The 14,068-nt window shown below is 39.5% G+C and carries 11 protein-coding genes; 3 read left to right on the top strand and 8 right to left on the bottom strand.

Features of this window, described 5'->3' with window-relative positions:
- The first annotated feature begins 297 nt into the window (after positions 1-297).
- Positions 298-1,848 (top strand): ribonuclease E/G, encoded by a 1,551-nt coding sequence (locus RUH60_RS02415; protein ID WP_313804868.1) that lies wholly within the window; start codon positions 298-300, stop codon positions 1,846-1,848.
- Between the two features lie 143 nt (positions 1,849-1,991).
- On the opposite strand, the gene RUH60_RS02410 is transcribed toward RUH60_RS02415, so the two are convergent.
- Positions 1,992-2,432: a nucleoside deaminase gene (locus tag RUH60_RS02410; protein WP_313804866.1), complete on the bottom strand. Its 441-nt coding sequence runs from the start codon at positions 2,430-2,432 to the stop codon at positions 1,992-1,994.
- Positions 2,433-2,564: 132 nt separating this feature from the next.
- On the opposite strand from RUH60_RS02410, the gene RUH60_RS02405 reads away from it, so the two are divergent.
- Entirely contained in the window at positions 2,565-4,334 is a 1,770-nt protein-coding gene (locus RUH60_RS02405) for a 1-deoxy-D-xylulose-5-phosphate synthase (protein WP_313804864.1), read from the top strand.
- A gap of 40 nt (positions 4,335-4,374) precedes the next feature.
- Positions 4,375-5,328 (top strand): DUF3078 domain-containing protein, encoded by a 954-nt coding sequence (locus tag RUH60_RS02400; RefSeq protein WP_313804861.1) that lies wholly within the window; start codon positions 4,375-4,377, stop codon positions 5,326-5,328.
- Between the two features lie 57 nt (positions 5,329-5,385).
- On the opposite strand, the gene RUH60_RS02395 is transcribed toward RUH60_RS02400, so the two are convergent.
- The 7 genes from RUH60_RS02395 to RUH60_RS02365 form a co-directional block, all read right to left on the bottom strand.
- Positions 5,386-8,073 (bottom strand): T9SS-dependent M36 family metallopeptidase, encoded by a 2,688-nt coding sequence (locus RUH60_RS02395; RefSeq protein WP_313804858.1) that lies wholly within the window; start codon positions 8,071-8,073, stop codon positions 5,386-5,388.
- A 78-nt stretch (positions 8,074-8,151) separates the two neighbouring features.
- Complete coding sequence (locus RUH60_RS02390) at positions 8,152-9,492, bottom strand: deoxyguanosinetriphosphate triphosphohydrolase (RefSeq protein WP_313805050.1); 1,341 nt, start codon at positions 9,490-9,492, stop codon at positions 8,152-8,154.
- Between the two features lie 15 nt (positions 9,493-9,507).
- On the bottom strand, positions 9,508-9,954 hold the full coding sequence (locus tag RUH60_RS02385) for a GNAT family N-acetyltransferase (RefSeq protein WP_313804855.1): 447 nt from the start codon (positions 9,952-9,954) through the stop codon (positions 9,508-9,510).
- Between the two features lies 1 nt (position 9,955).
- Positions 9,956-10,660 carry an ATP-binding protein gene (locus RUH60_RS02380; RefSeq protein ID WP_313804852.1) on the bottom strand — a complete coding sequence of 235 codons (705 nt, stop codon included), beginning with the start codon at positions 10,658-10,660 and terminating at the stop codon, positions 9,956-9,958.
- A 27-nt stretch (positions 10,661-10,687) separates the two neighbouring features.
- A complete protein-coding gene (locus RUH60_RS02375; protein ID WP_313804849.1) occupies positions 10,688-10,915 on the bottom strand; it encodes a hypothetical protein in 228 nt (75 codons plus the stop codon).
- Between the two features lie 101 nt (positions 10,916-11,016).
- On the bottom strand, positions 11,017-11,520 hold the full coding sequence (locus tag RUH60_RS02370; protein ID WP_313804846.1) for an RDD family protein: 504 nt from the start codon (positions 11,518-11,520) through the stop codon (positions 11,017-11,019).
- Positions 11,521-11,607: 87 nt separating this feature from the next.
- Positions 11,608-14,010, bottom strand: a complete 2,403-nt coding sequence (locus tag RUH60_RS02365) for a ribonucleoside-diphosphate reductase subunit alpha (RefSeq protein WP_313804843.1) — start codon at positions 14,008-14,010, stop codon at positions 11,608-11,610.
- Positions 14,011-14,068: the final 58 nt, after the last annotated feature.

The raw sequence follows: 14,068 nt of genomic DNA, 5'->3' as shown, positions 1-14,068 counted from the left end.
AAAAGAAAAAGTAGTCTAAAGCTACTTTTTTCTTTTTAAATTAAAAAGTTCATTGACAACGGAAAATCAGTTTCCAGTCTCAGTCTCAGTCAGCATTCTGGCTAAAAAACTGAAAACTGCGACTGCCAACTGAATATCCTTCGGGTAAAAATACCTGTAAAAAATGTTTAATCCATCTGTACAATTCAGGAATAAGGGATAAGAAATAAGGGATAAGTCATTCTTACTTTAAGAAACACCACTTTTCACTTTTCACTTTTCACTTTTCACTTAAAAGTATGGATAAAAATGTACCGCATGAACAAAGAATTAATTATTCGCTCGGGTTCAGACGCTGTAGATTTTGCCTTATTAAAAGATGGAAAACTGATTGAATTACACAAAGAAGAAGGCGGCGACGAAAAAGCCGGATTTTCAGTAGGTGATATTTTCATCGCTAAAATCCGTAAACCAGTGCCGGGACTGAATGCTGCGTTTGTTAACGTAGGTTTCGAGAAAGATGCGTTTTTGCACTATCACGATTTGGGTCCGAATCTTTCTTCAGTGATGAAATTCATCAAACTTGTAAGCGCAGGTAAAATAAAAGATTTCACTCTCAAAAATTTTCCTTTCGAACCGGAAATCAACAAAGACGGCGCCATCAGCGATGTGTTGAGTGCCAACCAGTCAATTTTAGTTCAGGTTGTGAAAGAACCAATTTCCACCAAAGGTCCCCGAATCAGTTCGGAATTATCCTTGGCCGGAAGATATGTGGTTTTAGTACCTTTTTCAGATCGTGTTTCGGTTTCTCAGAAAATCGATTCCAAAGAAGAAAAAGACCGCTTGAAACGCTTGGTTCAATCCATCAAACCGAAAGGATTCGGCGTTATTGTCCGTACAGTAGCCGAAGGCAAAAAAGTAGCCGAACTGGACAGAGACTTGCAGAATTTGCTCGACAAATGGTCAGCAATGTGCAAACGGATACCAACCGCTCATCATCCTTCGAAAGTATTGGGAGAAGTCAACAAAGCTTCTTCGATATTAAGAGACGTTTTCAACGATACCTTTACCGGTATTCACGTGGATGATGAGGATTTGTATTACCAGACCAAGGACTATTTGCAAGAGATAGCTCCTTCAAAAGTCAACATCGTCAAACATTATCAGTCGAAAGAACTTCCTCTTTTTGAGAAATATCACATTGAACGACAAATTAAAACGTCTTTCGGAAAAACGGTTTCGATGAGCAAAGGAGCATATCTGATTATCGAACATACCGAAGCTTTGCACGTTATCGACGTAAACAGCGGTAACCGTTCTAACAAAGCTACCAATCAGGAAGACACCGCTTTAGAAGTGAACATGATTGCCGCGGCAGAAATTGCCCGACAGTTACGACTTCGCGACATGGGAGGAATTATTGTAGTCGATTTCATTGATATGCAAAATCCGGAGAACCGTAAAACCCTTTACGATTTTCTGAAAGAAGAAATGAGTGACGACAAGGCCAAACACAAAATCTTGCCTCCTAGCAAATTTGGATTGATTCAAATTACTAGACAAAGAGTCAGACCGGAAGTATCGATCAACACAAGAGAAGAAGACCCTAACGAAAAAAACGGGGAAATCGAAGCTCCAATCTTGATTGTCGACAAAATAGCGGCTGATCTTGAACGCATTATCCGCGAACACAAAAAAGTCATTTTAAATGCACACCCTTTTGTGGCCGCTTACCTTACCAAAGGTTTTCCATCCTTACGTTCGAAATGGTTTTTCGAGCATAAGAAATGGGTGAAAATCATACCTCGTGACGCTTACACGTACTTAGAGTATCATTTCTTTGACAAAGAAGGAAATGAAATCAAATAACCTAAAACCGCCCGTTGTGAAATGAGGCGGTTTTTTTTATGCTTTTATGTTTCAGGAGCTTGTTCCCGCTGTACGCTATATCTTTTACGAAGCCTTCGGAAAACTCAGTCATCGTAAAAGGATGACGCTTCCATCGGGGCTAGTTACCGTCTTTTTTTGAAGAATTCTTTCATTAAAGCAGCACATTCTGTTTCGAGCACACCACTCACCACAACCGTTTTCGGATGCAATTGCGTTCCCATTTTTTTATAGCCGCGTTGTTCATCACTGGCGCCATACACAATTTTCGAAATCTGTGACCAATACAAGGCTCCCGCACACATCTGACACGGTTCTAAAGTCACATACAACGTGCAGTCTTTCAAATATTTTCCACCTAAAAAATTCGCTGAAGACGTAATCGCCTGCATTTCCGCATGAGCTGTTACATCGGTTAGCATTTCGGTCAAATTATGCGTTCGGGCAATTACCCGATTATCAATAACTACAACCGCGCCAACAGGAATTTCGCCTTTTCCAAAAGCTACTTCTGCTTCCTGCAAGGCTTTCTTCATAAAATATTCGTCAGTGAAAATATTTTCCATAAAAACAAAAATACAATTTCATATGCAAAGATTTCATTTTTTATAGGTGCATATGGTATCGCATATTCGTTTATTGATGTTTGCTTAAACAAACAATTTGCTAGTAGCGATTTCAAATCGTACATTTGCAGTATGTCGGAAAAACTCCTGCAAAATATCAACACTCCCAGCGATTTACGGAAACTCACTCCGGAACAATTGCCTTTTTTAGCCCAGGAACTCCGCGATTTTATCATCGATATTGTTTCGCAAAAAGAAGGGCATTTGGGCGCAAGTTTAGGAGTTGTCGAATTAACCATTGCTTTACATTACATTTTCAACACACCGCACGATTTATTGGTTTGGGATGTCGGTCATCAGGCTTACGGGCATAAAATCCTAACCGGACGAAAAGACAATTTTCACACTAACCGTCAGTTAGATGGAATCTCTGGATTTCCGAAACGCAGCGAAAGCGAATTCGATACTTTTGGTGTAGGTCACTCTTCCACTTCAATTTCAGCGGCTTTAGGGATGGCGATAGCTTCCAATTTAAAAGGCGAAACCGAAAAACAGCATATTGCCGTAATTGGCGACGCTTCGATTGCCTCCGGAATGGCTTTTGAAGGCTTGAACCATGCTGGTGTAACCGACGCTAATTTATTAGTCATCCTAAACGATAACGCTATCGGAATTGACCCCAGTGTTGGCGCTTTGAAAGATTATTTGACTTCGGTTAAAGAAGGTAAAAATCCGAAAGACAATAACATCATCAAGTCGCTTAATTTTGATTATACCGGTCCGATTGACGGTCACGACCTCAATGCCCTTTTAAAAGAATTAAAACGTTTAAAAAGCAAAAAAGGACCAAAATTCTTGCATATCATTACCACCAAAGGAAAAGGTATGCAGTTGGCCGAAGAAGATCAGGTAAAATACCATGCACCGGGAAAATTCAACCCTTCAACAGGAGAGATTTTACCCAAATCGGAAGCTAATTTACCGCCTAAATTTCAGGATGTTTTCGGATATACTTTAGTGGAATTGGCGAAACAAAACGATAAAATCATCGGTATTACTCCAGCCATGCCAACGGGTTCATCCATGAAATACATGATGGAAGCTTTCCCAGACCGAGCAATTGATGTGGGTATCGCCGAACAACATGCCGTAACCTTGGCTGCTGGAATGGCAACGCAAGGCGTGGTGGTTTTCTGCAATATCTATTCAACTTTTTTGCAACGTGCTTACGATCAGGTGATTCACGATGTTGCCTTGCAAAACCTACCCGTTATTTTCTGTTTGGACAGAGCCGGATTAGTGGGCGAAGACGGCGCAACACACCACGGGGTTTACGATTTGGCGTATCTGAATTGCATCCCAAATCTTATTCTTTGTGCCCCAATCGACGAAATTGAACTTCGCAATATCATGTTTACGGCGCAACTTGGACTTGAACATCCTATTGCGATTCGTTATCCGAGAGGCCGCGGGATTACTACGGATTGGCAAAAACCGTTTCAGAAAATTGAAATCGGAAAAGCGGTTGAACTCCAAAAAGGAAGTTCTGTCGCAATTCTTTCTACCGGTTTCATCGGCAATAATACAATTGAAGCGCTGCAAAAAATTCCAAATGCTGCAAAATTTTCACAGTATCACTTTCCGTTTGTAAAACCGTTGGATGCAGAAATGCTTCATGATATCTGTAAAAAACATTCCAAAATCATTACTATTGAAGACGGTACGATTATCGGTGGCTTCGGAAGTAGCATCAACACATTCGTAACGGAACATTCCTATTCCATTCCGGTTAAAAATTTGGGTATCCCCGACATTTTTATCGAGCAAGCTACTGTAACAGAACAACAACAAATTTGTGAGATTGACGTTAATAGTTTGACAACAATTTTTTCAAGTCATTGAAAATGCTGATTTTTGCACCAAATTAAACCTAACTACTATTATGAATTGCCTTAAATCCTTATGTTTAGGAATTCTTTGCCTATTCACTTACCAATACACTTTTGCCCAAGACATTATCCGCACTGAAGAAACCGACACCATCAAACGTTGGACTGGAAAAAACATCGTAGGTCTCGATTTGACCCAAGTTTCTTTTGTGAACTGGAACGCCGGTGGTGAAAACTCCATATCTGGAATAGTGAAAGGCGCTTTTATGCGAAAGTATACTAAAGATCGTTTTGTTTGGCACAACGAATTGATTGCCCGCTACGGTTTAAACAAACAGGATGGACGCGAATCAAGAAAAACGGATGATGCCGTTCAATTGAACTCTACCGCTGGCTTTAAAACAGATACGATTTCCAATTGGTATTATTCGGCGAAATTCAATTTTAATACGCAATTCACTAATGGTTACGCTTATCCAAATACCGATTTAGCGATTTCAAAACCTTTTGCTCCGGCTTATATTTTCTTAGGAGTCGGTGCGGAATACATCAACAAAGACGAAGGTTTCAAAGCCTATTTTTCACCTTTAACTTTGAAAAACACGTTGGTTCTAGACACCCGTTTGGCTAACCAAGGCGCTTTTGGAGTTGATCCGGCAATTTACGATATCAATGGGGAATTAATCCGAAGCGGGAAAAAGACCAGAACCGAAGTGGGGCTTTTGGTAACCAATCAAATTAAGAAAGAAATTTTTGAAAATATTATGTTAGACCATCGTCTTTCCCTGTATTCTGATTACATCAACCACTTTGGTAACATCGATGTAGATTGGCAATTACAGTTAGATATGACGGTAAACAAGTATGTTCGTGCCAGCGTCGCAACGCATATGATTTATGACGATGATATTAAATCAAAAGAAGATGTTGATGGTGTACAGGTAACCAGAGGTCCAAAATTACAGCTAAAACAAATACTTGGCGTTGGATTGAGCTATGCTTTCTAAAAAATAAAAAAGGAGATTCTGACGAATCTCCTTTTTTATTACACCCGATTAACGAATTTAATTTAAAATAATCTTTTCAGTATAGTTTAAATTCTCACCGTTCATCTTAATCATATACATTCCTGATTGTAAGTTAGAAAGGTTAATTGTGCTTTCTGCATTAAAACTTCCTACTTCTTGCTGATACACTTTTCTTCCATTCAAATCAAATACCTGAATATCTAATTTTCCAGTATAATTATGAATTGCAATATTCAACATTCCGTTGCTTGGATTTGGATATACACGGATAGCTTTTTCGTCATGGAACTGATTAACTGCCAAGGTACAATTAGGCCCTGCTGGCGGTACAACAAAACTCTCTGTTTGATCCTGAATTCCGGCTGCACCTGAGTTACTAGCACCTGAAGAAGCACCAACCCCTAATCCACGACGGGCGAAAGTTTCCCAAATCATACAGTAATCTTGACCTCCTGTTGTCGCCTGATCTGCAGCGATTAAAGCATCTCGACCTGTAATAAGTGTTGGGTTACAACCATCTAATTTAATAGCGTCTAATACTAAGCGCATAACCTTGTTATTACCTCCGGTTCCATTGTAAATATTTGAATTATAACCATACTTATCAATATAGTTCCAAGCCAAATCCCACAACACTACAGCCCAAACAGAACCCACTGAATGTGTATCAACAACATCCATAACACCATTATTGTAATACATTTGGTTAGTACTGCCATACGTATGAGGGTTTATAGCCATATCTGTAGAATATCTGTACTGTCTAATCCCACCTCCGTTTGTTGGTTGATTTGCTGCAAATGTTCCAATACCTCTGGCATCGTTTCTGGTATCACCCGGTTTGATTTGCATGATCAACCAAAACCAATCAGACCATCCCTCTCCCATTTGCTCAGATCCTCCTAAACAAGTACCTGATAATCGAGAAGAAATTCCGTGTCCATATTCATGTGCAATAATTCCATTGTCGAGATCCCCATCCGTATTCACAAATGCAGGAGCAGTCAAAGAAACATTCAAGGTTTCAGACCCCATTGCTGCTATCAATGCTTCTCCCTCAGCCATGTTAATACTAACTGCCGGAATAGTAACTGAAGCATCAGCTCCTCCCATAACAATTGTTCCATCCACGTTATTAACAACGATAACCGCAATAGCTCCAGCATTTTGAGCAAACAATACTTTTTCAATAAAAGTACAAGTTCCTCTTCGAATCACGGCAATTTTACCATTTAAAGCAGCTCCATTAATTGGTGCTGTACAAGCATCGCTGGTATCTGGTGCCGCATCAGCATAAAGTACTAGTTGTCCATTAAGAGTTGCCGGAGATACAGGCAATGCAACATGTCCTGGATTAAAATTATTATCTCTAATAGTATACAAACCTGCTACACTTGAAGGCGTAGCAACTGTTACAGTTGGTGTTGGACCTACATTCCATAAATACATTTGCATTCTTGGAGAAGTTCCATCTGTAGTTATTGAAAAATTAGCATTATTTATATTGGGATCAACACCTCCACCATCTTGAGCATCTGCTTGAACAGCATCATTTCCTAAACCACCTCTTCCATAATTGGCAACCTGAAAATTTTTATTGGCTTCATCAAAACCATACTGATACCATAAATCGTGCATGATGTTATTCATGTAAAACAAATTTGTAATTGCTGCGGGCAAGTAAGTGTTTGCTGCCACAGAAGTCCCCGGATAAGCAAAATCAAAAGTAAGATTCGGATAGGCTCCAGCCCCTATTGCAAATGTTCCCCCTCCATTATTACTATCTACATCATCTCTAGCTAAAACATTATTTCCTCTCGTATTATTAAATTGAGTACCAACACCTCCTCCACCAATAGTATTATTGGTGTTATGCCAGCCATTAGGAGATGCAGCGTTTGTATTTGGCGGCAAGGCAGTTGTTGATTCCGGGTTAGTGATTAAAACCCTAGGACTATGGTTAGGACTTTCATAATTCCAAGGAATGACACGGTAATTTGTAGTACCTGGCGTCAACATTTCTACTCCAACAGTATTTTTAAAAGCTAAATCGGAAAAACTAACCGATTTCAATACCCCGTGAGAGTGATTACTGTGATTTCCGGAAAAATTACAGGAAATTACCAAATCCTGCTTTTCCAACAGAATACCGGTTATAGCGTCGACTTTCAAATTCCACAAATGCTTAGTGTTTTGAGAATAGAATTCATAATCCCATGCCAATTTCAATGTGCTTTCGGCGGTTTGAAAATAAACTAATTCTGCACGGATTGCATCTTCTGTCAAAACACCATTCGTCAGCTTAAAATCATATCCCTTGGATTCTAAAATCTGAACATCGGTGAGTTGTTCGTTTCCAATTTGGCTCATAACACCAAGCAAAGCCTGCTCAACATTTTTAGTAGGTGCAGTCCCGCTAATTTTTGCAGCAATGTTGGAAATAAATTCTTCACCTCCATTAATAACTTCTCCGTTTTTAATCCAGAAATTCGCATCCGAATTAAACACCTCGATTCCATTATGGCGTTGTTTAACGTGGTAATTGTTGATCCCTGTAGATTCCGAACTGAATTCATTCACGATAACCAAATCGGAAACATCCTGATTCGTTAACGAAAATTTGGCCCGGTTTTGAGAAGCATACGTTTTAATTTTTTCCAGCGGCTCTTGGGCAAATCCCAATAACGGCAATATAAAAAGCAAAGAAAAAGTAATTCTTTTCATGGGTTGTTTGGTTAGCTTGTTTAGTTAAGTCTCACAAAATTAACATTTTAGTTGAATTAACAAAAAAATAACACTTTTTTAACTACCTCCATTAATTATTTTGAAAAACTGAACCGCTTTCCCATCCGTAAGCATCGAAACAAAATGACAAATATGCATTAGTCGTTCGTACAAACTCATTTTTTCGGTGACAAACTTTTCGGGCAACAATTTGAGAATCAATTCGTCGTAATTGCTTGATTTTCCATCAAATTTATTGTTGTAAGCCGTACAGAATTTATCCAAAAGCGTATTGATTACCTGATAACCAACTACTTCTTTTTCAATTACTTCTTTGCTTTGGTATATATTTTTAATACTGATTTTGATGATATCGTTCATTTGTGCCTTAAACTGACTTTTATCCGTCAGAGCGGAATGAAATTGACCTCTCAAAATCGCTTCTTCGTTTTCCAGAAACACATTGACAGCATCGTTAATCAAGCTTCCGATGGCTAAAGCGCGCAAGTAACTGATACGGTCTTCTTTGGTGGTAAGCGATTTGTATTTATCCGAATCGATACTGTTTTTAACAAGTTTAATCAGATATTCCAGCGCGAACTCTTCCTGAATCAGACCTAAGTTAATACCATCTTCAAAATCGATAATAGTGTAACAGATGTCGTCTGCGGCTTCCACTAAAAAGGCCAACGGATGGCGTTCAAAACCAATATCATCTCCGGATTTATTGGAAATCATACCTAATTCGGAAGCCACTTCTTTAAAAAATGTTTTGTCCTGCTGGAAGAAACCATATTTTTTATCGGCAATATTCGAGGTTGGCTTTTTAGGTAAACTTTCTTTAGGATATTTCATAAAAGTGCCTAAAGTAGCATAGGTTAATCGCAAACTACCTTCCACGCCTGGACGTGATGATGTCACCACCGAAAAACCATTGGCATTGCCTTCAAAATCGATTAAATCCTGCCATTCTTTATCGGAAAGCAGTTCTTTATACTGATTCCCTTTTCCGGTTTTAAAATATTCCCCAATCGCTTTTTCTCCCGAATGTCCGAACGGCGGATTACCAATATCGTGCGCTAAAGCAGCAGCAGCCACAATTGCTCCGAAATCGTTCATATGATAGCCGTGTACTTCTTTCAGGTATGGATATTTTTCCAAAATCTTCTTACCGACTAAGCGTCCTAACGAACGACCAACCACCGAAACTTCCAAACTGTGGGTTAAGCGCGTGTGCACAAAATCCGTTTTGGAAAGCGGAATGACCTGCGTTTTGTCCTGCAGACTTCGGAAAGCCGATGAAAAAATAATTCGGTCATAATCGACTTCAAAACCCAAACGAGTATCGTCTTGTTCTTTTCGCAATCTTTTGCTTGTGTCGCCTTGTCGTTTTAAGGACAAAAGTTGTTCCCAATGCATCATAGGGTATCGTATTTATTGTAGTTCTTTTTTCAGGCAGACCGAACTGGCCACACCAATATATTGTCCGTAATTTGGAATAGGTTGATATCCAAACTTTTGATATAACGCAATCGCATTTACTAATTTATGAGAAGTTTCCAAAATGCAGCTCGTAAATGCCAATTCTTTTGCCCAAGTTTCCAATTCTTGTAGAACCGACATCGCAATTCCTTTGTTTCGGTGTTCCGGATGGACAAACATGCGCTTGATTTCTCCGGTTTTTTCATCGTACGTTTTAATGGCTCCGCAACCAACCGCAATCCCGTCTTCATAACAGATTACCACATTAGGAATGTAAATCTGGTTGTATTGGGCGAAAAAATCTTTTTCATCACCATCAATATCGATTAAAAAAGTATCGAACAATTTCGTCAGATATTGAAAATCAGGGCTGTCAGAAGTTGTTCGAACAAGTTGCATATTAATGTAATTTATTGATTTCGGCTTGAATAATATTGTTTTTCACTTCTCGGAAAACGTGATTTTTAGCTTCAGCAAAGGAAACCTCGTACATCCGTTCCAATTTCGTGAATTCTGATGGATATTTAACCAACAACTTATCGTAATAGTTGTCTAAAACTTCCTTGGACGGCGAAGTAAATTCCAATTTCAGTTCGAAACGACGTACCAAAGCTTCGTCTATCATTTGAATTTGATTGGTAGCCGCGATAAGAATGGATTTCTTCGGAAAATGGTCAATCAACTGTAAAATCGCGTTCACGACACGTTTCATTTCGCTGTTGTCTTTGTTGTCGTAATCCCGAATTTGTCCTAGCGAATCGAATTCATCAAAAAACAGAACGGCACTTTCGTAATTCACTTCTTTGAACAAGCCTTCGATATTTTTCGCCGTTTCGCCCAATTTCGAAGACACAATACTCGCCAGATTCACGATGATGATTTTCTTATCGAGTTTTTTGGCAATCGCCTTCGCTGTCATGGTTTTACCACAACCCGTTTTGCCGTACAACAGCATTTTATTGATAACCGGAAGCTCGTATTTTTCCAAAACTTCCCGAAACTGGTATTCTTTTAAAAACTGCTCAATCTGTTTGGACACGGCTTCGTTGAAAACCACATCTTCCAGATTAACGTTGCTTCGGTCAGTGAAATATAAAGTGCTCAAGAAATTTAATTTAAATGCAAAAATTACTTATTCTTTATCGTTAGCCAAAAAGAAATTACGGGATTTCTTCGGATATTGATCATAGCTTTTATCACTCGGATTTTCAATAACAGACTTAATATTCACTTCATCGCCTACTTTGAAATTTGCAACCGTATACTGGTAATCCAACAGGTATTCTCCACAGAAATAATTACCGTTTTCATCTTTTTCGATGATTCCGGTATAAACCCCTTTTTTCTTGTCTTTTGACATAAACTTTAATTTTAAAATACAAAGGTACAAAGACCGAACGATTTGCTACAAAACAAAAAACAGTCTTCATAACGAGGACTGTTTTTGTATTTCATTACGTTCTATTCCTCTCTTTGACCAATTTCGTCAAACGAATAGAACAAGCGTTTTTTCTCTTCAAAAACTTTCTTTTGCACTACATAGGTATCCGAAATCGAGTCGTGCCAACCTCTTGCACCTCCTCCCAGAAAAGAAAAATGATTAAACGGAATCATACGACAAAGAGTTCGTTTTGCAATAGTGCTGGAATCCGGTTTTTCTCCAAATTGATCTACCACTACTGTTTGCGTTATATACTTCGCTATGGAACGGGAAAGAAAAATTTCTGTTGAAGCGTAATACAACAGCATTACCAAATAGCCAATGGCATAACTTTGAATTGTAGGGATATTTCCTAACCATTCCAAAATATCTGTATTCCCAATAGCAGTAGCAATAACCGCCAAAAGAACACCGAAAAGAAACAGCAAAGCATACTGTATAACTAAATCAATGATATAATTTCCGAAACGCTGTCCCTGAGTCGCCCACAGATCAGATGTTACTCTAAATGTTTTATTTTCCATTCTGTACCTTATTTTTTTGCTAATATAAAAAAACAGCCGCCAAAACTGACAGCTGCTTCCTATTTAAAATTACAAATCAAATTCTCATTAAGATCCGCACATTTCGCAATCTTCCGGTCCGGCGTTTTTAGAACGTTCTAACATCGCACGGAATTCTTCCGGAGTCATTTCTTCGTTTTGCGCTTCAACTTCCGCTGCTACTGCAATTGGTTCTGCTTTTTTGTCGTTATTCAACGTAAACTTGATGGCATCCACCGCAGATTTCGTTCTCAAGTAATACATACCCGTTTTCAAACCAGACTGCCAAGCGTAGAAGTGCATCGACGTTAATTTCGCAAATGTAGCGCCTTCCATGAACAAGTTTAACGACTGCGATTGATCGATAAAATAGCCTCTGTGACGTGACATATCGATGATATCTTTCATACTCATTTCCCAAACGGTTCGGTACAATTCTTTGATATCTTGTGGAATTATGTCAATATCCTGAATCGAACCGTTGGCACGCATGATTTCCTGTTTCAGGTTCTCGTTCCACAACCCTAAGTTTACTAAATCCTGTAACAAGTGTTTGTTTACTACGATAAACTCTCCTGACAATACACGACGTGTGTAAATGTTGGACGTATACGGTTCAAACGCTTCATTGTTTCCTAAGATTTGCGAAGTCGAAGCCGTTGGCATTGGTGCCATTAACAACGAGTTGCGCACTCCGTTAGCCATTACTTCTTTACGAAGCGAAGTCCAATCCCAACGTCCGCTTAAATCGTTGTCGTTCAAGCCCCAAAGATTGTATTGGAATTCCCCTTGAGAAATCGGTGATCCTTGGAAGGTTGAATATGGTCCTTCTTCTTTTGCCATTTCCATCGAAGCTGTTACCGCTGCAAAATAAATGGTTTCGAAGATTTCCTGGTTTAATTTTTTAGCTTCATCCGAGGTAAACGGCATTCTTAGTAAAATAAACGCATCCGCCAAACCTTGTACACCCAATCCTACCGGACGGTGGCGCATGTTGGAGTTTTCCGCTTCTTTAACCGGATAATAATTTCTGTCAATTACCTTGTTCAAGTTACGAGTAACACGTTTCGTTACATCATGCAACAATTGGTGGTTGAACTCGCCATTTTCCACAAACATTGGTAAGGAAATTGAAGCTAAGTTACATACCGCAATTTCATCTGCAGAAGTGTATTCTAAAATCTCCGTACACAAATTCGAAGAACGAATCGTTCCTAAGTTTTTCTGGTTCGATTTACGGTTCGCCGCGTCTTTGTACAACATGTATGGCGTTCCCGTCTCGATTTGTGACTCTAATATTTTCTCCCAAAGCTCACGTGCTTTGATGGTTTTTCTTCCTTTTCCGGCTTCTTCGTATGCCAAGTACATTTTGTCGAACTCATCGCCGTATACATCGTACAATCCAGGGCATTCGTTCGGACACATTAACGTCCAGTGTGCGTCTTCCTGTACACGTTTCATGAACAAATCGTTCATCCACATCGCATAAAACAAATCACGCGCTCGCATTTCTTCTTTACCGTGGTTTTTCTTCAGGTCTAAGAAGTCGAAAATATCGGCATGCCATGGCTCCACGTAAATTGCAAAACTTCCTTTACGTTTACCGCCACCTTGGTCTACATAACGTGCGGTGTCGTTGAATACACGTAACATCGGTACAATTCCATTAGAAGTTCCGTTTGTTCCGCGGATGTAAGAACCTGTCGCTCTTACGTTATGGATAGACAAACCGATTCCTCCCGCCGATTGCGAGATTTTTGCCGTTTGTTTTAGCGTATCGTAAATTCCGTCGATACTATCGTCTTGCATTGTTAATAAGAAACATGAAGACATTTGCGGTTTAGGTGTTCCCGCATTGAAAAGTGTAGGCGTTGCGTGCGTGAAGAATTTCTTCGACATCAACTCGTATGTTTCAATCGCGGCAGGAATATCGTTCAAGTGAATTCCAACCGAAACACGCATTAACATATGCTGCGGACGCTCTACAATCTGCCCGTTGATACGCAACAAATACGAACGTTCCAACGTTTTAAATCCGAAGTAATCGTAGTTAAAATCACGGTTGTAGATGATGGACGAATCCAAAGTTTCCGCGTTTTCCATGATTGCCTGATATACTTCTTCCGACAACAAAGGCGCTTCCTGTCCTGTTCTTGGATTCACATAGTGGAACATGTCCGCCATAGTTTCCGAGAAGGATTTTTTGGTGTTTTTATGCAAATTGGAAACCGCAATACGCGCTGCCAATTGCGCATAATCCGGGTGCGTTACCGTCATGGAAGCTGCGGTTTCTGCCGCTAAATTATCCAATTCGGAAGTAGTCACACCGTCGTATAAACCTTCAATAACACGCATGGCTACTTTTACCGGATCGACTAGGTCGTTTAATCCGTAGCATAAAATTCTCACTCGGTCGGTAATCTTGTCGAACATTACCGGCTCTCTTCTTCCGTCTCTTTTTACTACATACATACTGTTACTTTTTTGAAGGTTATCTATTTGTTGTTGGCACTCGGCCGTGAATTGTCGA

The sequence above is a fragment of the Flavobacterium sp. genome (assembly GCF_032153895.1).
GTDB lineage: Bacteria > Bacteroidota > Bacteroidia > Flavobacteriales > Flavobacteriaceae > Flavobacterium.
This window is presented reverse-complemented; position numbering and strand designations above follow the sequence as displayed.

What these genes read in the sequence shown, in the direction of transcription:
- RUH60_RS02415 (WP_313804868.1), top strand. Translation starts at nt 298, where the DNA reads ATGAACAAAGAATTAATTATTCGCTCGGGTTCAGACGCTGTAGATTTT.
- RUH60_RS02410 (WP_313804866.1), bottom strand. Translation starts at nt 2,432, where the DNA reads ATGGAAAATATTTTCACTGACGAATATTTTATGAAGAAAGCCTTGCAG.
- RUH60_RS02405 (WP_313804864.1), top strand. Translation starts at nt 2,565, where the DNA reads ATGTCGGAAAAACTCCTGCAAAATATCAACACTCCCAGCGATTTACGG.
- RUH60_RS02400 (WP_313804861.1), top strand. Translation starts at nt 4,375, where the DNA reads ATGAATTGCCTTAAATCCTTATGTTTAGGAATTCTTTGCCTATTCACT.
- RUH60_RS02395 (WP_313804858.1), bottom strand. Translation starts at nt 8,073, where the DNA reads ATGAAAAGAATTACTTTTTCTTTGCTTTTTATATTGCCGTTATTGGGA.
- RUH60_RS02390 (WP_313805050.1), bottom strand. Translation starts at nt 9,492, where the DNA reads ATGCATTGGGAACAACTTTTGTCCTTAAAACGACAAGGCGACACAAGC.
- RUH60_RS02385 (WP_313804855.1), bottom strand. Translation starts at nt 9,954, where the DNA reads ATGCAACTTGTTCGAACAACTTCTGACAGCCCTGATTTTCAATATCTG.
- RUH60_RS02375 (WP_313804849.1), bottom strand. Translation starts at nt 10,915, where the DNA reads ATGTCAAAAGACAAGAAAAAAGGGGTTTATACCGGAATCATCGAAAAA.
- RUH60_RS02370 (WP_313804846.1), bottom strand. Translation starts at nt 11,520, where the DNA reads ATGGAAAATAAAACATTTAGAGTAACATCTGATCTGTGGGCGACTCAG.
- RUH60_RS02365 (WP_313804843.1), bottom strand. Translation starts at nt 14,010, where the DNA reads ATGTATGTAGTAAAAAGAGACGGAAGAAGAGAGCCGGTAATGTTCGAC.